The 19,117-nt window shown below is 60.7% G+C and carries 16 protein-coding genes, 4 tRNA genes and 2 pseudogenes; 9 read left to right on the top strand and 13 right to left on the bottom strand.

The features are described 5' to 3' along the window. Positions 1–222 precede the first annotated feature (222 nt). A complete protein-coding gene (gene argE / locus ACTG1P_RS15545) occupies positions 223–1,368 on the bottom strand; it encodes an acetylornithine deacetylase (RefSeq protein WP_440001654.1) in 1,146 nt (381 codons plus the stop codon). A 271-nt stretch (positions 1,369–1,639) separates the two neighbouring features. Here argE and argC point away from each other — a divergent pair, with 271 nt between their 5' ends. The 5 genes from argC to argH all read left to right on the top strand — a co-directional run bounded on the left by argC (position 1,640) and on the right by argH (position 7,477). Next, on the top strand, positions 1,640–2,647 hold the full coding sequence (gene argC / locus ACTG1P_RS15540) for an N-acetyl-gamma-glutamyl-phosphate reductase (protein ID WP_064339283.1): 1,008 nt from the start codon (positions 1,640–1,642) through the stop codon (positions 2,645–2,647). Between the two features lie 22 nt (positions 2,648–2,669). Continuing rightward, complete coding sequence (gene argB, locus ACTG1P_RS15535; protein WP_033115912.1) at positions 2,670–3,449, top strand: acetylglutamate kinase; 780 nt, start codon at positions 2,670–2,672, stop codon at positions 3,447–3,449. Positions 3,450–3,474: 25 nt separating this feature from the next. Beyond that, positions 3,475–4,386 (top strand): ornithine carbamoyltransferase, encoded by a 912-nt coding sequence (locus tag ACTG1P_RS15530; protein WP_440001653.1) that lies wholly within the window; start codon positions 3,475–3,477, stop codon positions 4,384–4,386. Between the two features lie 56 nt (positions 4,387–4,442). Next, positions 4,443–5,678 carry an argininosuccinate synthase gene (locus tag ACTG1P_RS15525; protein WP_033115910.1) on the top strand — a complete coding sequence of 412 codons (1,236 nt, stop codon included), beginning with the start codon at positions 4,443–4,445 and terminating at the stop codon, positions 5,676–5,678. Positions 5,679–6,091: 413 nt separating this feature from the next. Further along, entirely contained in the window at positions 6,092–7,477 is a 1,386-nt protein-coding gene (gene argH, locus ACTG1P_RS15520) for an argininosuccinate lyase (RefSeq protein WP_440001652.1), read from the top strand. A 75-nt stretch (positions 7,478–7,552) separates the two neighbouring features. Here the strand turns inward: argH and ACTG1P_RS15515 are convergent, their stop codons facing one another. Both ACTG1P_RS15515 and ACTG1P_RS15510 read right to left on the bottom strand, forming a co-directional pair. Continuing rightward, positions 7,553–8,008: a hypothetical protein gene (locus ACTG1P_RS15515; RefSeq protein WP_440001651.1), complete on the bottom strand. Its 456-nt coding sequence runs from the start codon at positions 8,006–8,008 to the stop codon at positions 7,553–7,555. A 245-nt stretch (positions 8,009–8,253) separates the two neighbouring features. Next, entirely contained in the window at positions 8,254–8,769 is a 516-nt protein-coding gene (locus tag ACTG1P_RS15510) for a ClbS/DfsB family four-helix bundle protein (RefSeq protein WP_421288383.1), read from the bottom strand. A 132-nt stretch (positions 8,770–8,901) separates the two neighbouring features. Here ACTG1P_RS15510 and ACTG1P_RS15505 point away from each other — a divergent pair. Continuing rightward, positions 8,902–9,235: pseudogene (locus tag ACTG1P_RS15505) on the top strand (hypothetical protein). 85 nt (positions 9,236–9,320) lie between these two features. Here ACTG1P_RS15505 and ACTG1P_RS15500 read toward each other — a convergent pair. The 6 genes and pseudogenes from ACTG1P_RS15500 to plsY form a co-directional block, all read right to left on the bottom strand. Continuing rightward, complete coding sequence (locus tag ACTG1P_RS15500) at positions 9,321–10,493, bottom strand: CD0519/CD1768 family membrane protein (protein WP_440001650.1); 1,173 nt, start codon at positions 10,491–10,493, stop codon at positions 9,321–9,323. A gap of 105 nt (positions 10,494–10,598) precedes the next feature. Continuing rightward, positions 10,599–10,674 (bottom strand) — tRNA-Asn (locus ACTG1P_RS15495). Positions 10,675–10,682: 8 nt separating this feature from the next. Then, positions 10,683–10,758, bottom strand: a tRNA-Phe gene (locus tag ACTG1P_RS15490). A 3-nt stretch (positions 10,759–10,761) separates the two neighbouring features. Then, positions 10,762–10,837: transfer RNA gene (locus ACTG1P_RS15485), tRNA-Thr, on the bottom strand. Positions 10,838–10,889: 52 nt separating this feature from the next. After that, a tRNA-Phe gene (locus ACTG1P_RS15480) sits at positions 10,890–10,965 on the bottom strand. A gap of 47 nt (positions 10,966–11,012) precedes the next feature. Beyond that, positions 11,013–11,673, bottom strand: a pseudogene (gene plsY, locus ACTG1P_RS15475) (glycerol-3-phosphate 1-O-acyltransferase PlsY). Between the two features lie 157 nt (positions 11,674–11,830). Here plsY and folB point away from each other — a divergent pair. The 3 genes from folB to ACTG1P_RS15460 all read left to right on the top strand — a co-directional run bounded on the left by folB (position 11,831) and on the right by ACTG1P_RS15460 (position 13,326). Then, positions 11,831–12,202 (top strand): dihydroneopterin aldolase, encoded by a 372-nt coding sequence (gene folB / locus ACTG1P_RS15470; RefSeq protein ID WP_005355064.1) that lies wholly within the window; start codon positions 11,831–11,833, stop codon positions 12,200–12,202. Continuing rightward, a complete protein-coding gene (folK, locus tag ACTG1P_RS15465; RefSeq protein ID WP_440001649.1) occupies positions 12,202–12,711 on the top strand; it encodes a 2-amino-4-hydroxy-6-hydroxymethyldihydropteridine diphosphokinase in 510 nt (169 codons plus the stop codon). Before folB ends, folK begins: the two co-directional genes overlap by 1 nt. A 126-nt stretch (positions 12,712–12,837) precedes the next feature. Further along, complete coding sequence (locus ACTG1P_RS15460) at positions 12,838–13,326, top strand: YbaK/EbsC family protein (protein WP_005336108.1); 489 nt, start codon at positions 12,838–12,840, stop codon at positions 13,324–13,326. Here the strand turns inward: ACTG1P_RS15460 and mdtD are convergent. The 4 genes from mdtD to ACTG1P_RS15440 all read right to left on the bottom strand — a co-directional run bounded on the left by mdtD (position 13,298) and on the right by ACTG1P_RS15440 (position 19,077). Further along, positions 13,298–14,722 (bottom strand): multidrug transporter subunit MdtD, encoded by a 1,425-nt coding sequence (mdtD, locus tag ACTG1P_RS15455; protein WP_440001648.1) that lies wholly within the window; start codon positions 14,720–14,722, stop codon positions 13,298–13,300. The genes ACTG1P_RS15460 and mdtD overlap by 29 nt on opposite strands. A 68-nt stretch (positions 14,723–14,790) precedes the next feature. Then, positions 14,791–15,918: a CobW family GTP-binding protein gene (locus tag ACTG1P_RS15450; protein WP_440001647.1), complete on the bottom strand. Its 1,128-nt coding sequence runs from the start codon at positions 15,916–15,918 to the stop codon at positions 14,791–14,793. A 9-nt stretch (positions 15,919–15,927) separates the two neighbouring features. Further along, positions 15,928–17,322 carry a D-arabinono-1,4-lactone oxidase gene (locus ACTG1P_RS15445; RefSeq protein ID WP_440001646.1) on the bottom strand — a complete coding sequence of 465 codons (1,395 nt, stop codon included), beginning with the start codon at positions 17,320–17,322 and terminating at the stop codon, positions 15,928–15,930. 162 nt (positions 17,323–17,484) lie between these two features. Next, on the bottom strand, positions 17,485–19,077 hold the full coding sequence (locus ACTG1P_RS15440) for an EAL domain-containing protein (RefSeq protein WP_440001645.1): 1,593 nt from the start codon (positions 19,075–19,077) through the stop codon (positions 17,485–17,487). Between the last annotated feature and the right edge of the window lie 40 nt (positions 19,078–19,117).

Here is a 19,117-nt window from a genome sequence, read left to right as displayed (position 1 = left end):
CTTATCTTGTTGGTGCCTGACACCCATCCGGGGTGCAAGACGACCTCACTTATTGTTGTGCGATTACAACATATGCTCCGTCATCTTAGGGTGACAATCTACCCAGATTGTCTGCGCAAGGTCAAATAACAGGCCGATTCAGAACATGTATTTCCATCACCACTCCACAACCGGCTTGTTATGTAACTTACTTACAGTTTTACGCCCCTTTCATCGCCGCCGCTACAGGCAAAAACGTCTGATCAGGTGTTGCAACACCGTGGTGGTCGGCTTGACGAACGAGAGGTCGAGATACTCATCCGGCTGGTGCGCCTGGGTGATATGACCGGGGCCCATCACTATGGTTTCGCAGCCAAGCTGCTGGATAAACGGCGCCTCGGTGCAGTAGTTGACCGACTCGGCGGCGCGGCCGCTCGCCTTCTCAGCTTCGCGCACCAGCACAGAGTCGTCGGCGCAGGCATAGGCGGGAATAGGCTCGTGCAGATGTTGCAGATGCAGACATCCCGGCTGGTGGATCTCGATGGGCGACAGCGCCTCTTTGAGCATCCCCATCAACTCATCCGGCCCCACCTGCGGAGTGGGTCGCAGGTCGATATGCAGCTCGCAGCAGCCGCAGATGCGGTTCGGGCTATCGCCCCCCTGAATGTAACCGAGGTTAAGGGTCGGCTGCGGCACGGCAAAGCGGTGGTCGGCGTAGCGATCTTTCAGATCCTGCTGCAAGCGCAGCACCTGCCCCATCGCCTTGTGCATGATCTCCATGGCGTTGACGCCGTTGGCGGGATCCGAGCTGTGACCGCTCTTGCCGGTAATGCGGATCGCCTCCGACATATGTCCCTTGTGGGCCACCACAGGCACCAGCCCGGTCGGTTCGCCAATCACGGCGTAGTCGGGTTTCAGCTCGGCCGCCGCGGCGATGGCGCGCGCCCCCGCCATGGTGGTCTCTTCATCGGCAGTGGCGAGAATGCGCAGCGGCTTGGTCAGCTTGGTGAGATCGATCTCCTTGAGCGCTTCCACTATGAAGGCGAAGAAGCCCTTCATATCGATGGTGCCGAGGCCATAGAGACGGTTGCCCTCTTCGGTCACCTTGAAGGGATCCTTGCTCCAGCCCCCCTCATCGAACGGTACCGTATCGGTATGACCCGCCAGCAGCAGACCGCCCTCCCCCTGACCGATCGTTGCCACCAGATTGAACTTGCCCGGCAACTCGGGGAGCGCCGTCACCTCGCACTGAAAACCGAGCTGACCGAACCAGTCGGCCAGCAGCCGGATCACCGCCTCGTTGCTCTGATCCCACTTGGGATCCGTGCTGCTGATAGAGGGAATCGCAATAATATTCTTATAAAGTGAAAAAAAACCCAGATTGGCCATCAGCTCCTCCTTGCGTCCCCGGAATGTTTCTGTTAGAAAATACAAATGCAAAGTGAGTGCATGAATATTCTGTAATTTTACCTGAATATCTGGCTCATCAACAAAGGCTTCTAGTTGTAAGGGAAAGTTAATGTTCTGTCACCTGATCTATAACCGACGACACACACCCGCCTGAATCGCCCCTCCGCACTTGTGCAAAGGGGCGATCGAACACCCTTGTGCACTGCAGCGCCATGCTGTGAATCTCGAACTCTGACTTGGAATACTCAACATGCTTAACACCGTTATCGTCGGTGCTAGTGGCTACGCGGGAGCCGAACTGGCCGCACTGGTACAGAACCACCCACAACTAAAGCTGTTCGGCCTCTATGTCTCGGCCGGCAGTCAGGATGCCCACAAGCGCTTCTCTTCCCTGCATCCCCAGTGGGTCGGAGCCCTCGATCAGCCGCTGCTGCCGCTGGACGAGGATGGCATGACCCGGATCCTGACCCAGGCCGATCTGGTGCTGCTGGCCACCGCCCACGAGGTGAGCGCCGAGCTGGCACCCAAGTTTCTCGCCAAGGGGCTGCCGGTGTTCGATCTCTCCGGCGCCTTCCGGGTCAAGGATCAGGGCTTTTACGACAGCTTCTACGGCTTCACCCACCAGAGCGAACAGTGGCTGGATCAGGCCGCCTACGGTCTGGCCGAGTGGAATGCCGATGCCATCGCCAGCGCCCAGCTGATTGCGGTGCCGGGTTGCTACCCGACCGCCTCCCTCTGCGCCCTCAAGCCGCTGCAGCAGGATGGACTTATTGCCAAGGGATGGCAGCCCATCATCAACGCCGTCTCTGGGGTCTCCGGCGCCGGGCGCAAGGCCGCCATCAACACCAGCTTCTGCGAAGTGAGCCTCAATCCCTACGGCACCTTCAATCACAGACACCAGCCGGAGATCAGCCACCACCTCGGCAAGGAGGTGCTGTTCCAGCCCCACCTTGGCAACTATGTGCGCGGCATTCTGGCCACCATCTATGTGCAGCTGGCGGACGGCGTCACCCCCACCCAGGTGGATCAGGCCTTCCTCAAGGCTTATGAAGGCAAGCCGCTGGTGCGCCTCACCGGCCAGATGCCCTCTATTCGCGGTGTGGCAAACACCCCTTACTGCGATATCGCCTGGCAACAGCAGGGCAACATGCTGGTGGTGGTCTCTGCCATCGACAACCTGCTCAAGGGTGCCGCGTCGCAAGCCATGCAGTGCATAAATATCAAATTTGGATTTGAACCGGCCACCGGCCTGATTTAAGGACTTAGGAAGGATCTCGAACATGGACAAACAGACGTTGGTAATCAAGCTGGGCGGCGCCCTTATCGAGAACGACGAGGCGCTGACCGCCCTGTTCGCCACCCTCAAAACCTTTCTCGACGATCAGCACCGTCCGCTGGTGCTGGTGCATGGCGGTGGCTGTCTGGTGGATGACCTGCTCAAGGGGCTGGGTCTCACCTCTACCAAGAAGAACGGCCTGCGGGTGACCCCGTTCGAGCAGATCCCCTTTATTGCCGGTGCGCTGGCAGGGACCGCCAACAAGCAGATGATGGCCAAGGCGATCGCCACCGGCATTCCGGCGGTGGGGCTCTGTCTGGCGGATGGCGGCCTCTGTCAGGTGACCCAGCTCGACCCGGATCTCGGTGCAGTCGGCGAGTGCAAGCCGGGCAACCCGGCACTGGTGGCGGGGATCCTCGGTCAGGGCTTCCTGCCGGTGGTGAGCTCCATCGGCATCACCGCCGAGGGGCAGCTGATGAACGTCAACGCGGATCAGGCGGCCACCGCCATTGCCGAGGCGCTCGGTGCCGATCTGGTGATGCTCTCCGACGTGAGCGGCATCCTCGATGGCAAGGGCAAGCTGGTGCCCCAGCTCGACAAGCTGACCGCACTGGATCTGATGGAGAAAGGGGTGATCCGCGACGGCATGGCGGTCAAGGTAGAAGCGGCCCTGCACGCCGCCCAGACCCTCGGCAAGCCGGTCTGTGTCGCCAGCTGGCGTTACCCGGATCAGCTGCTCAAGCTGCTGGCTGGCGGCGCGGTCGGCACCCAAGTGGCCATTTGATCTCCACCGGAACAAGGAACATCCGATGCAACATCTTCTGAAAGACAGTGATCTGAACAAAGCCCAGATCGAGGCGCTGATTGCGCTGGGCAAAGCGGTCAAGGCCGATCCGAAAAAATACGGTCAGGCACTGGCGGGCAAGAGCGTGGTGACCCTGTTCGAGAAACCCTCCCTGCGCACCCGGGTCACTTTCGACATCGGCATCGCCAAGCTGGGCGGCCACAGCGTCTATCTGGATCAGCAAAACGGCGCGCTGGGCAAGCGGGAGTCAGTGAAGGATTTCGCCGCCAACCTGTCGCGCTGGTGTGATGCCATCGTCGCCCGGGTGTTCGATCACCAGACCCTGGTTGAGCTGGCAGAGCACGGCACAGTGCCGGTGGTGAACAGCCTGTGCAACCTCTACCACCCCTGTCAGGGGCTGGCCGACTTTATGACCATTGCCGAGCACTACGACGACCTGTCGAAGGTGAAGCTTGCCTACCTCGGTGATGGCAACAACGTCAGCCACTCTCTGCTGCTGCTGGGGGCGACCCTAGGCACCGACGTCACCCTCATCTGCCCGAAAGGCCACGGCCCGGATACCCAGATCTTCCTGCAGGCGCAGGCACTGGCGGCCAAGTCGGGGGCGACCATCCACATCAGCGATGACGTTACGGATATCGAAGGGTTCGACGTGGCCTACACCGACACCTGGGTCTCCATGGGCGACAACACCCCGATGGAGCAGGTCAAAGACCTCTTTATGCCTTACCAGATCAATCAGGCCCTGCTCGACCGCACCGGCATTGCACATGTGCTGCATTGCCAGCCGGCGCACCGGGAGCTGGAGATCACCTCGCAGGTGATGGATGGCGCCGCCTCCCTCATCATGGACGAGGCCGAAAACCGGATGCATATCCAGAACGCCGTGTTACTGACCCTTCTCGGCGGCAAGTAACGCGGCACTCAACCTGAATCACGACCCTTTATCGAATCATCATGGAGAGAAGTAAAATGAGCGGAATCAACAAGATCGTACTGGCTTACTCGGGTGGACTGGATACCTCGGCCATCATTCCCTGGCTGAAAGAGCACTATGACGCCGAAATCATCGCTTTCGTAGCTGATGTCGGTCAGGAGCGCGACGATCTGGAAGGGATCGAGCAAAAAGCCATCGCCTCCGGCGCCACCAAGTGCATCATCAAGGATCTGCGCGAAGAGTTCGTCAAAGAGTACGTCTACCCGACCCTGAAGACTGGCGCCGTCTATGAGGGCACCTACCTGCTGGGCACCTCCATGGCCCGTCCGGTGATCGCCAAAGCGATGGTTGAGGCCGCACTGGCGGAAGGGGCCGATGCCATCTCCCACGGTTGCACCGGCAAGGGCAACGATCAGGTACGTTTCGAAGGCGCGGTCGCCGCGCTGGCACCCCAACTGAAAGTGATCGCCCCGTGGCGGATCTGGGATATGCGCTCCCGGGAAGATCTGCTCTCCTATCTGGAGACCCGCAACATCCCCTGCAAGGCGACCCTGAAGAAGATCTACAGCCGCGACGCCAACGCCTGGCACATCTCCACCGAGGGTGGCGAGCTGGAGAGCACCTGGAACGAGCCCTCCGAAGCGGTCTGGCAATGGACCGTACCGGCCGAGCAGGCACCAGATCAGCCGGAGTACGTCAAGTTGACCGTGGCGCAGGGTGAAGTGGTGGCCGTGGATGACCAGCCGCTCAGCCCGCACCAGATCCTGATGACCCTGAACGAACGTGCCGGCAAGCACGGCGTGGGCCGCATCGACATCACCGAAAACCGGATGGTGGGCATGAAGTCCCGCGGCTGCTACGAGACCCCGGGCGGTACCGTGATGGTCGCCGCGCTGCGCGCCGTGGAAGAGCTGGTACTGGATCGCCCGACCCGCGCCTGGCGGGAGAAGCTGGGTGCCGAGTTCTCCCATCTGGTCTATGACGGTCGCTGGTTCACCCCGCTGTGCAAGGCGATCCTCGCCTCTGCCAACGCCATCGCCGAAGATCTGGATGGTGAAGTGGTGCTGAAGATGTACAAGGGTCAGGTCACCGCGGTGCAGAAGAAGTCGCCGAACAGCCTCTACTCCGAAGACTTCGCCACTTTCGGTGCCGACGAAGTGTATGACCAGAGCCATGCCGAAGGCTTTATCCGTCTCTACACCCTGGCCAGCCGGATCCGCGCCATGAAGGAGCAGCATCAGGCCATCGGTGGCGATCACACCCACGGCTAAGCAAGCGAGATAACCCGTTGATTCCGTTGAGGGGGCATGGCCCCCTCTTCTACAGGCAGAGGGCATGGCCCCTGACCCATCATCGGCGGTGTGACAAGAGCGGCAGCGCCCCGGCCGCTTCTGTGAGATAACAGGGGCTGTGTGAATATGATGCTGACGTATTTTCTCCCTTCTCCCCTTGCGGGAGAAGGGGCGGGGATGAGGGGGGAATTACCCTCACCCTAGCCCTCTCCCAGAGGGAGAGGGAACCGATTCGCAGTTGCTGGATTTGACGTGTTCAACGGCAACAGCACTCATCACCACCGCACTGTTATTCAGGAAAATACAGGGCAAGATTTCTGCGCGCAGGCCAAGAGGCCGCGCGAGTACGGCAGGCGTAAACGCCTACCGACAACGCATTCAAGGAGAGCAGTATGGCACTTTGGGGTGGACGCTTCAGTCAGGGAGCCGATAGCCGGTTCAAGCAGTTCAACGATTCGCTGCGGTTCGATTACCGCTTGGCTGAGCAGGATATTCAAGGCTCCATGGCCTGGGCCAAAGCACTGGTGAAAGTGGGCGTATTGACCGCCGATGAGCAGGGCAAGTTGCAACAGGCGATGGAGGTGCTGCTCACCTCGGTGCAGCAGGATCCCCAGCAGATCCTGAGCTCGGACGCCGAAGATATCCACTCCTGGGTCGAGAGTCAGCTGATCGCCGCCGTCGGCGATCTCGGCAAGAAGCTGCACACCGGCCGTTCGCGCAACGATCAGGTCGCCACCGACCTGAAACTCTGGTGCAAGGCGCAGGGCGAGCTGCTGCTCGGCTCCATCACAGCCCTGCAGCAGGGGCTGGTGGCCTCCGCCCGTGCCAATCAGGCCGCGGTGCTGCCGGGTTATACCCACCTGCAGCGGGCCCAACCGGTCACCTACGCCCACTGGGCGCTGGCCTATGTGGAGATGCTGGAGCGGGACTACTCCCGGCTGCAGGATGCGCTGAAGCGCCTCGATACCAGCCCGCTCGGCTGCGGTGCGCTGGCGGGCACCGCCTACGCCATCGACCGCGAAGCCTTGGCGCTCGACATGGGCTTTGCCGGCGCCACCCGCAACAGTCTGGATTCGGTCTCCGATCGGGATCACGTGGTGGAGCTGATGCACGTGGCGTCCCTCTCCATGACTCACCTGTCGCGCTTTGCCGAAGACCTGATCTTCTACAACACCGGCGAGGCTGGGTTTGTCGAGCTCTCCGATGCGGTCACTTCCGGCTCGTCGCTGATGCCGCAGAAGAAGAACCCCGATGCGCTGGAGCTGATCCGCGGCAAGAGCGGTCGGGTGGTCGGTGCCCAGATGGGCATGCTGATGAGCCTCAAGGCGCTGCCGCTGGCCTACAACAAGGACATGCAGGAAGACAAGGAGGGGTTGTTCGATGCCCTCGATACCTGGCACGACTGTCTCGATATGGCGGCGCTGGTGCTGATCGATCTGAAGGTCAACGGCGAGCGCACCATGGCGGCGGCGCAGGGCGGCTACGCCAACGCCACCGAGCTGGCGGACTATCTGGTGGCTAAGGGGATTCCATTCCGTGAAGCGCACCATATCGTCGGCGAAACCGTGGTCTTTGCCATCAGCGTGGGCCGCCCGCTAGAGGAGCTCTCCATCGGTGAATTCCAGCGCTTCAGCCCGGTGATCGAGTTCGACGTCTACCCCAATCTGGAACTGGAAGCGACCCTCGCCAAACGGGTTGCCAAAGGCGGAGTCGCCCGCGAGCAGGTGGAAGCGGCTCTCACTACTGCCGAAACCTGGCTGGCCAAACGGGTGGGTTAAACCAATCGGCTTGTCATTCGAACAAAAAAGCAAAACGGCAACCCGAGGTTGCCGTTTTTTATTGCTCGCCGCCCGTCACGCACTGGCATTAAGCAGTTGGCCAACCCCCTCCCCCATGCCATTGGGCAGGGTCTGTTTAAAGGTGCCGAGCAGTTGATCGAGATTGAGATGGCTGGCACCGAGGGAATCCTTGAGGGTATCAAGCTCGCTTTGCAGCGCATCGAGGCGGGTGCTCTGGGTGCCGCTCGCCAGCTGGTTGCGGGCGCTATCGATGGCAGCAGGTAAGGATTGGCCGCCATTCTCCTGCCCCAGAGTCTGCATCAGCTCCCCCATAAAGTGGTTGATGGCTGCGCGGTTCTGCTCGCTATTGGCCTCCTTGATGCCGAGCCGCTGGAACAGGCTCTGGACGGTCGGCGGTAGGCGCTCCTCCTGCACGGTTTGTTGCACAGGCTCAGGTTTGCTACTGCTGCCAAGCAGCTGACTGCCCAGCTTGAGGGCGATAGAGGCAAGGGGGAGCAGGTTGCTGATCATGATATCTCTCCGCGACAACGACCCTGAATGGTGTTGCCAAGAGATGTGCATAAGCGGGGCCAGCACGGCGATAAAACGTACCGCACCGGCTAATCCCTTGAATGGCTGATCTATTTGTTCAAGCAGCACCAGGAGATAGCCGAGCGCAAAGGGGTGTCAGGCGGCCAGTAGCTGCCGCCACGGGCGGTAGTGGCAATATGGTGGCAAAGCGTTTTGCCGCCCACCCGAGCCGCGACCTCTTCCTTTCACACCCTGATCGCCAACTCTTTTAGCCACTTGCGCAGCCGCCCGTTGGCGTTGAGATAGGGGGATGCACTATTGAACTGGATCATCCGCCCGAGCGTCCACTTCTCATACCAGAGGCAGCCATACAGCTGCAGGTCGCTGCGCGCCTCCACCAGTTCGATGATGTGCCCTCTGGCGGCAGCCAACCGCTGTAACAACGCCGGATAGCTGAGCCCCTCGTAATCCCGATAGAACTTTTGGGCCAGCCCGCCCAACTCGTTCCACTTAAAACCGGTTTCGGGAAAATCCACTGGCAGACCTGCCGCATCCCGCTCGATCCACTTGATCAGCAGTTCGTTCCAGCCGATAAGGTAGGCCAGCAGATTGGCAACGCTCATGGTGGTTCCCTTGCTGTGCCCTGCCAGGGTCGGCTCCCGCACCCGGCTCTCGGGGACGGCCTGCAACGCCTTGAACAACTTGCTGAAATTGGTATCGATCGCGAGTAGCAGCTCGGCCTTGTTTTGCGGGATCCCCATTGCTCTCCCCTTTTCAGGTTTACTTGCGGCGCAGCCGAGGCGATTGCCGCAACCAAGGCAGCACGTTACGCTAGCCCTCTTCATCCTGTACAGCTCATCCCGTGCAGGCTAACCATCACGGCAAGATCGGCAATGAATCAACTAATCAGCTATATCAGGGCCATTCATCGACAGGCGAGCCCCGTCACTCTCACCCGCCAAGAGAGTGAACACTATAGCGTAGCATGATGAGAGCGGCACTGTGATCCAACACCAGATAACCACCAGCTGGTTTGCCAATGGGGTCGTAATCCGCCAGCAAACCGAACAGGACGAAGCGCCATCTCAGCAGCTTTGTGCAGAGTGCTGGATCAGCTATCGGGTCATCGCCAGTCCCATTCCCATCACTCCAGCCCGCAAGCTGTTTCACAACCACTGCCAGGAGCGATTCTGGTTGAAGGTGCAGGGCATCACGCCACAAGGGTGATTGGTGTGCCCATGAACAGAACCGGCAGGGAGAAATGCAAAGAGGCTCCGAAGAGCCTCTTTTTATATCCGTGCCTGAACCCGACTCAGCCCAGCAGCATATAAAGCTGGTGAGCCGCCACACCGGCGCACAGGCCGCCGATGGTGTGGGCAACGATGGCGCGGGAGGTGAGGTGGCGATAGCCGAGGGCATCGAGCATGGCGGTGTGGGTGCTCAAAAAGCCGCTCCAGCACATCCCCATGGAGGTAAACACCGCGACCTCGTTACCGGTGATCCACCCTTTGGCGATAAAGGGGGGCACCAGCGACATAGCGGCGCCGACAGCACCGAGGGAGGTAGCCGGGAAGGCGACCAGCTCCGGCTGCTGGAAGCCAAACAGCAGGTCAAACAGCCAGCTCACCTTGGCGGCCAGCACTGGCAGCAGGGCTACCCCCTGAAACGCTTCGCCGGTATAGTCCTTGTCGCCCGGGCCAAAGGTGAGCAGCATCACGAAGGTACTGATGATCAGCACCCCGGGGATCACCGCCATCCCCAGCTCCACACCGGATTTGCCGCCATCGAGCAGAGAGTTGAGGATCCGCAGCCAGCCGGGAGCCGCCTCTTTGGTCACTCCCACCTTGGGGCCGTTGCCCGCAGGCTGGTCATCGATCAGCACTTCCCCCACCAAGGGGCGGATCATCCGCTGCATCAGTCGGGTAGAGACCACCGAGCCAACCAGTGCGCCGAGCAGCCCGATCAGCGCCGCGCTGGCAGTGGATTCACCGCTCGGCAGCTGCAAGGTGGCCATAAAGGTGACCACGATCAGCCCCATGCCGAAGGCGGTGCCGAAGTTGGTGAGCGACACCAGTTGCCACGGAGTGAAGCCTTTGCGAAAGCGGCTGTCCTTGGCGAGGCTGATCACCGCCGGGTTGTCGGAGAAGAAGGTCATCAGGGCCGCCAGTGCGGTGCGACCGGGCAGACGAAACACCGGCTTCATCAGGGGGGCCAGCAGCACCTCCAGCAGACGGATCACCCCGAACTCGCTCAAGAGCTGGCTCAGGGCACCTGAGAGCACGGTGATCCCCATAATAAAGAGCACGGTATTGAGCAGCAGCTGGTGGGCGGTATTGAACAGGGTGTTGACCATGGCAGAGAGGCCCATCTGGCTGCCGAGGTAACCGAACAGGCTGCCGAGAATAAGCAGCACCAGCACGGGTTCCATCCAGTTTCGAATGGCGGCAAGTCGCCCCTTTGATTCTATAACTACATGATTTTCCATATCTATCCTGCGGTTCATCTGTGCGTGTGTGGTTGTTTTTATGGTTAAAAAATGGCTGCGCCAAATAGAAAAAAGCCCTTGTCTTGCGACAAGGGCTTTTTGAATTGGCTCCTCCTACTGGACTTGAACCAGTGACATACGGATTAACAGTCCGCCGTTCTACCGACTGAACTAAGGAGGAATTGTAATTGGTGCCCAGAGACGGAATCGAACCGCCGACACGGGGATTTTCAATCCCCTGCTCTACCGACTGAGCTATCTGGGCAAATGGTGCCGGCTACCGGAATCGAACTGGTGACCTACTGATTACAAGTCAGTTGCTCTACCTACTGAGCTAAGCCGGCACACTTTAAACCATTGTGCATGAACAAATTTTTTATTTCATGGCACTAAAATTGGTGCCCAGAGACGGAATCGAACCGCCGACACGGGGATTTTCAATCCCCTGCTCTACCGACTGAGCTATCTGGGCGTGGGCGCTATTAAACGGATTTTAAGGCGGATGGTCAACGGGAAATTTCACTTTTTGTCTCGTTCGTCTCTTTTTTGCGCAACATCGTCCTTCTGCCACTTCTTCGGCACAGCCCGCGCCTTTTCGCCCCCAGACTCTGGGTTCCTCCCCCTTGAGCAGGCGGGAGATGTTCTCGTGATGGCGGATCAGAATGAGGCAGGAGAGCAGGGAGACTGGCAGGGTATATTCAGGTTTGAGCAGGTAGGTAAAGAGCGGCGTCAGCAGCACGGTAATGATGGAGGCCAGCGAGGAGTAGCCACTCACCAGCAGCACCAGCAGCCAGGTGCCAATCACGGCGCCCCCCATGGTAAAGCCGATGGGCATCATGGTCCCCAGTGCCGTGGCGACCCCTTTGCCACCGCGAAAATGAAAGAAGATGGGGTACATATGGCCGAGGCAGGCGGCGACCCCGATAAAGCCGAGGTAGACGGGTTTGATCTGCAGATACCAGGCGAGATAGACGGGCACAGTCCCCTTGAGCACATCGAGCAACAGCACCACCAGCGCCGCCATCCGGCCACCGAGGCGCAGCACATTGGTTGCCCCCGGATTGTGGGAGCCATGATCCCGCGGGTCGGGCAGACCGGTGCAGCGGGAGACCAGCACAGCACTGGATAGTGAACCACCCAGGTAGGCCAGAATAATCATCAAAATCGTCAGGGCCGTCATCTTGGTCGTTTTTACCACGATATGAATGGGGTATGATGCGGGCCACATACGCTGGCATGGGCCCATGCCCACCCAGAGCGCCTCGGCAAGCCTGTTGCCCGGCCAGCATCCCTGCGCTGTCATCACAGCCCATCAAGAGTAAAGAAGAAGTACAGTCATGGACAAGGTGTTTATTCGCGGACTCGAAGTTTTGACCACCATAGGTGTATATGAGTGGGAGAAGGGCATTCGCCAAAAGCTCCGTTTTGACCTCGAGATGGGGTTCGACAACCGCCCCGCGGCAGCAACCGACGACATCAATCTGGCACTGGATTATGCCGACCTCTCCAACAAGATTTGCGAGCATGTCAGCGGCAAGGTCGTCGAGCTGGTCGAGACCATGGCCGAGCAGGTTGCCATGCTGGTGCTCGCCGACGAGCGGGTGCAGTGGGTCAAGGTCACCCTCACCAAGCCGGGCGCCGTGCCCAATGCCGCCGGGGTCGGCGTCGAGATCCTGCGCCATCGCACGCCAGCCGCGAGCAGCAACTGATGACCACCATCTATATCAGCCTCGGCTCCAACATCGAGCGGGATCGCCATATTCGCGCCGGGCTAGATGCCCTGCACGCCGAATTTGGCGAGCTGCGGGTCTCCCGGGTATTCGAGAGTGAGGCGGTCGGCTTCAACGGCCGCCCCTTCTACAACCTGGTGGCGGCGGCCGAGACCGATCTGCCACTGGCCACCGTCTGCCAGCGACTGCGGGCCATGGAGTTCGCCCACGGCCGCGAGCCGGATGCCAAGAAGTTCGCCCCGCGCACCCTGGACCTCGATCTGCTGCTCTATGGCGATCTGGTCTGCGACACCCCGCTGGTGCTGCCGCGCGGTGAAGTGCTCACCAACGCCTTCGTGCTGTGGCCGCTGGCCGAGCTGGCCCCCAAACTGCGCCACCCCGTCGATGGCCGCACCATGGGCGAGCTGTGGCAAGCCTATGACAAGGACTCCCAGCAGCTGTGCCCCATTCCCTTTCACTGGGAAGCGTGCGAATTGCAGCATCACTGATCCGCAAGGGCGCCTCACGGCGCCCTTGTTGTTTGCACGGACAGGGTTGCTTATCACGGATAAGAAAGTGTCATTGGGCCTGACCCTGCGAGGCTGGCAGGATAGCGCCCACTACAGGAGAACCCCATGCCACTCGATACCATTCACCACTTCAACTGCCAGCTGCTGGCCGAACTGCCCCACCAGCGCTATGAGCATGAACCCATCCTCGACTACGCCACCGATGAAAAGGTCAAGGCCCGCCTCGGCTGGCAGGCTGAGTTCAGCAAGACCCTGTTTCTCAAATTCAAGGATGGCCGCTTCGCCCTGCTGCTGACCCACAGGGACGGGCGGCTCGACAACAAGGCGGTCAAGGCCGCACTCGGTGCCAAGCCCTCCATCTGCACCGCTGAAGAGATGCAGGCGGAGATCGGCTGCCTGCCGGGGGCGGTCTGCCCCTTCCTGCCGCGCGCCGATATTCCGCTACTGGTGGACCCGCAACTGCTCAACCACACCGCCTTCACCTGGACTCCGGGCCACCCGGAGCAGACCTTTCTGCTGGCGACCGAGCATCTGGCCGAAGTGCTGGCGCAGCTTCCCTGCGAGGTCAGCTATCTGCCCGCGCCGACGGCGTAGCCCCATCGCGCGCCAGCTGGGCGAAGATCAGCGCAGCCAGCATGGAGAGCAACCCGACACAGAGGTAGGTAAGGTGGAACCCGGCCAGCCACTGACCCTCGGCCACTAAGGTGCCCGCTGAGGTGCCCGCCGAGAAGAGCCCGAGCAGGCTGGCGGCAATCGCCACCCCCAAACTCATGGAGAGCTGCATCACCACCGAGAGCAGACCGTTGCCACTGCTGGCCAGGGTCGGGCTGAGATCTTGCAGCGTGAGAGTGTTCATGGCGGAGAACTGCAGCGAGTTGATGGCACCGAAGATCGCCAGCCAGCCCAGCAAGACCCCGTAGGGGAGCTGGTTGTCGATAAAGTAGAAGCTGGCGATCATCGCCCCCAGCAACAGGGTGTTGCCGATCAGAATGCGGCGATAGCCCACTTTTGGAATCAGCTTGTTCACCAGCGTCTTGGTCAGCATGGCGCCAATCACGGTGGGGATCATGGTCATCCCCGCCTTGCTCGGGGAGAAACCGAGCCCCAGCTGGAGAAACAGCGGGGTGAGGAAGGGCATGGCGCCGCTGCCGAGGCGGGCAAACAGGTTACCCCAGATGCCGATGGCAAAGGTGGTGGTCTTGAACAGGCTCAGGCTAAAGAGCGGCTGCGGTGCATTGGCAGCATAGAGCCAGTAGCTCGCCATCGCCGCCAAGCCGAAGATCAGTGCAAACAGCGCCCAACCGGTGGAGATGCTGTGCTCCCCCAGCCCCTGCAAGCCGACCGACACCAGCACCATGCCAACGCTGAACATCACAAAGCCCTGCCAGTCGAACCGGGCGGTCTGCTGCCGCAGCTCCGGCATAAAGTGCCAACTGGCAATAAAGCCGAGCAACCCCACCGGCAGGTTGATGAGAAACACCCAGTGCCAGCTCGCCACTTCCACCAGCCAGCCACCGAGTGCCGGCCCCATCAGCGGGCCGAGCAGCCCAGGGATGGTGACAAACGACATCACCCGCAGCAGCTCGTGCTTGTCATAGACCCGCAGCACCGCCAACCGTCCGACAGGCATCAGCAGCGCACCGCCAATCCCCTGAAGCACACGGGCGGCCACCAGCATGGAGAGGGAATTGGAGGCGGCACAGGCGAGCGAGCCGAGGGTAAAGAGCGAGATGGCGGCCAGATAGATGCGGCGGGTACCGAATCTGTCTGCCAGCCAGCCAGAGGCCGGGATCAGCAACGCCACCGTCAACATGTAGGCAATGATCACCGACTGCATCTGCAGCGGGCTCTCTCCCAAGGTCTCGGCCATGCTGGGCAGGGCGGTGTTGAGAATGGTGCCATCCAGCGCCTGCATAAAGAAACCGACCGCCGCCAGCAGGGGCAGCCACTTGCGCTGGGCCGGGGTCACCCCGAGTGAAACTTCCGCCATAACAGACCACCTCCACTTCAGGAATAAAAAGACCCGCTCTCGTTGTTACGGGCGGGTCATGTCAGACATCATGCATCCGGCTGGCCAAGCATGGCCTTGAGCCGCTCTTCCAGAGTGGGCTCGGGGGCCTTGAGCGTATCAAGGAAGAGCCGCTCTATCCCGGCCTTGTCCTGACTTTTCACGATAAACACCAGTCGGGACTGGGCCTTGCCCTCCGGCCAGTCGCCCAGCGCCTGCAGCGGATAGAGCTGGCCGTGGACACCGTGGATCACCACAGGCTGGCTCTCCCCTTCCAGCTGCAATATCCCCTTGAGGCGCAGCAGGGCATCGCCATATTGGGCCTGCACCGCATCGATGGCAGCCAGCAGACGAGAGGGCTTGAGCGGCTCGCCGATGCGAAGAGAGAAACTCTCGATGTTGCCATGCTCGAAGTGGGTGGGCGCCGCCGTGCCCACCTTGGCGGCGAACGGCTTCATCTTCGGCTGCATCGGCGAGGCCAGCCCCTGCTTGGGGGATTCGGTGCGCAGCCATGCCAGCAGCTGGCGCACATCGCGCCCGGCCGCTTCGTTGTAGGCGCCCAGCTTCTCCAGCACCGCTGGCGACAGTTCGCCATTGGTCACCTGCTGGATCGGGGCCGCCGGGTTGAGGGCCGCCAGCTGGGCTTCGACCCGCGCCAGCTGCTCGCCATCCACCAGATCCCCCTTGCTCACCACCAGCAGATCCGCCAGCGCCACCTGTTTCACCGCTTCATATTGAGCCGCCAGCTGCTGCTCGATATGGCCGGCATCCACTACGGTGACGGTGCCATCGAAGCGGTAGCGCTGGGCGATAAAGCCCTCTTCCCTCAACGTGAAGAGCACGGGGGCCGGATCTGCCAGACCGGTGGTCTCGATAATCAGCCGCTTGAACGGTTTGATCTTGCGCTGGATGGCCTTCATAAACAGCCCCTGCAGCGCCTCCACCAGAGAGCCCTGCACCGAGCAGCAGATGCAGCCGGAGTCGAGCAGTATCACCTGCTCATCCACCTGCTGCACCAGATGGTGATCCAGCCCCACCGAGCCGAACTCGTTGATTAGCACGGCGCACTCACCAAGCTCCGGCTGCTTGACCCAGTGGTTGAGCAGCGTTGTCTTGCCGCTGCCGAGAAAGCCGGTCAGCAGGGTCACAGGGATACGGGTATCTTGCATATCGGTCATGTCAGATCCTTACCGGTTGGCAAACAGGTCGCTGAGCCAGCGGTTTTCAAAGCGGCCATGCGGGTCGAGTTCACGCTGCAAAGCCACGAAGTCGTTCCAGCGCGGCAGCAGGGCCGGGAAGTCGTAGAGATCCATCGCCAGATGCTTGCCGAAATGGGGGATGCCGCCGAGCGGCACCAGCAGTTGCTGCAGCTCGCGCATCTGCTCCATGGAGCCATTGACGAAGGTGCCGTCCGCTGCCAGATAGACCAGAAAACCGATCCAGCAGACCGACTGGCCATAAGCGGCGCTGAGCCAGGCCTCGGAAGGGCCGGTACAACGCAGGATAAAGGGGTAGTGCAGCACGCCCGGATTGGCCTGCTGCCAAGCCTGCAGGGTCTCCAGCGCCTCGTTCATCCGATGCAGCGGTACCGCCACCTCGCAGTTGATCTGGGGGGCCGGGATACCCTTGCAGAGGATCTGGTAGACGTTGCCCACCAGATCGGAGGCATCCTTGAAGCGGCGTACTGTCTCGAAGTGCTCACCGGCCAGCGCCTCATCCTTGGTGTCTTTCGCCATCTTCTGCAGGGTGGCGTCAATGGTGGCGTTCATGCGGGCGTCGATATCGCCATCCAGCAGCAGCGGCTCGCTGCCGCCAGCGCGGTAACGGGCAACCTCCTCCTCGGAGGCGGGATCCACCAGCCAGATGTGACTCTCGCCGGTCCAGGCAAACCACCAGCTCTTCACGAAGGCGTGCTCGCGGTTGAGCCGCTCGTTGTGCTCCAACAGGAAGGGGTAGTCGGTGGTGAACTTGGTGCAGCGCATGATGCGGTTCGGTACGGTACGCAGGGTGACGTCGAGCAGGATGCCGAGCATCCCCATCCCCATCACGAAGGCGCCGAAGCGCGGATCGGTGCGATCCACCCGGATGATATCGCCATTGGCCAGCATCACCGTCATCGCCTCCACCGCATCGCAGAGGGCAGACTGGTGCAGCCCCTGACCGTGGGTGCCGGTGCTGAGGGCGCCGCCCAGAGTCTGGATGCCGATGACACCGGGGGATACGGGCAGCATCCGCTCCATGGCGATCAGCTCGGCATAAACGGTATCGAGCGGCGTCCCCGCCTGATAGGTCACGGCATCCGCAGTTTTCGCCAGCTGGCCGCGCAGGTGGTGCAAGTCAACCAGCAGCGCCTGACTGCCCTCGGCATAGACGCTGTGAATGGGTTCGAAAGAGAGGCCGGAGCCGATAAGGCGCAGCTTGCGCTCGGGATGTTCCCGCAGCAGCGCTTGCAACTCGTCGCGGGTTTTCGGGCGCCATACCTGATCCAGCGCCCCGAGGGGATTGGTTCTCGACCAGTTGAACAGCACCTCCCGATTACCGATCGCCTTGATGCTGTGAAATGCCTGGAACTGAACCGTCATACCGCGCCTCATCTTTTACTGACGTCAAAATGAGCGCCGATTCTACCGAAAAGCGAGCCACAAGGCATGGAAAACAAGCCCCTGCACTCGAGGGGGGATAGGGAGAGAGCACTCCCTTACCCTGCCAGACAGGAGCGTGGCCGCCCGTCTGTCACCGATAGATCAGGTGGCGTTCGGGATGCCTCGCACCCCATCTGGCTGCCGGGTTTGTGCCTCTTTCGGCAGCAGCTCCTCGCAGAACTGGCGCAGCGGCATGGGGCGGGCAAACAGGTACCCCTGCAGATAATCGACCCCTTTGGCCCTGAGGTAGTCAGCCTGACGCTCGCTCTCCACCCCTTCCGCCACCAGCGCCAGACCAAGCCGGGTCGCCAGATCGATCACGTTGTCCACGATATGTTCCGAGAGCGACTCGGTACCGATGCGGGCGATAAAGGATTTGTCGATCTTGAGGTAATCCACATGAAACTGCTGCAGGTAAGCCAAGCTGGAGTGGCCGGTGCCAAAGTCGTCGATGGCGAGTTTGACCCCCATCTCGTCCAGCTGGCGGAACAGGGAGAGGGTCTGGGGATCTGACATCAACAACTCCCGCTCGGTCAGCTCCAGCACCAGTACCACCTGACCTGGCGCAAAATGGTCGAGAAATCGTCGGCATTCGCCCAACAAGCCAACCTCACGACAATGGGCGGCACTGATATTGAAGCTGATGTGAAATCCATGGGGTACCAGAGCCCGATCCGTACCCAGCTCCCTTGCAACCTCTTCCATGATCAGGGTCGTCATCGGTACGATGAGGCCGCTCGCCTCCGCCTGGGGGATGAAGAGATCGGGACGGATCAACCCGGCCGACGGATGTTGCCAGCGCATCAATACCTCGGCGCCCATCACTTTCTGACCATCCGACGCGACGAGGGGTTGCAGATAGGGCACGAACTCCCGGTTTCGAAGACCTCGTTCCAACTCGCTGACAGGTGAACGAGGCCTCCCCAGCAGCCACCAGATCAGGATGGAAAAGCCCAGAGAGATGCTCGCCAGGAGAGTCGTACTCCACCGTCTATCCTTCCACAGGGAGTACCAGAGCGAGGGAATCTCGTATCCGGCATAGATAGAGAGCGGATAACGGGCAGAGGGGATCTCGTGACTAGCCAAGGCGGGGAGTGCCACTGCTTGCTCAGTCAACACTCCCTCATCATTCAGCCACTGACTTCCCACATGGAGTAACAGTTTGCAAGGACGGCCACTGATCACCATCATGAAGCGCAGGTACTCGCCATCTATGGTACTGACTGCCGCCCCTTTGTCGCCATTGTCCCGCAGGATCAGCAAGGGGTGATCAGGCCTAACCTGGCTCCCCGAGACCAGACGCAGACGCCCGTCAACGTAGTTGTCACGCTGGTCTGGCCACTGGATAGGGCCAAACAAAGAGTTGCAGTAAACTTCCTCCTCCCCCGCCAGATTGACGGTACGTACGAAGGGCACTATGGCTACCTGCTCCCGCAGGGTAAACAGGGCCCGATCGCACGATTTGCCGAGGAAAGGAAAGATCGCCTGATTGGCCTTCTCTGCATGTGCCAGCATGGTTTCCATCAGTGAGACCGCTTGTCTGGCGGACTCCTCAGACTGACGCTCCAACGTCTGTACATGGCTGCAGTACAACAGCCAGAGACCCAGCGCAAAAGGCAGACCAAACAGCAGCAAGGAACAACCCAAGCGAAGCCAGGGGCGGGAAAAATCCAAGTTTGGCAATGTCATAGACATTAAAGGCACCATACAGCAAACATGGCGCCCCAATATAACA

The organism is Aeromonas sp. 11P (assembly GCF_051920165.1).
Taxonomy (GTDB): Bacteria; Pseudomonadota; Gammaproteobacteria; order Enterobacterales; family Aeromonadaceae; genus Aeromonas; species Aeromonas veronii.
The sequence above is the reverse complement of the archived record's forward strand: the minus strand, read 5'-3'. Positions and strand labels throughout refer to the sequence as shown.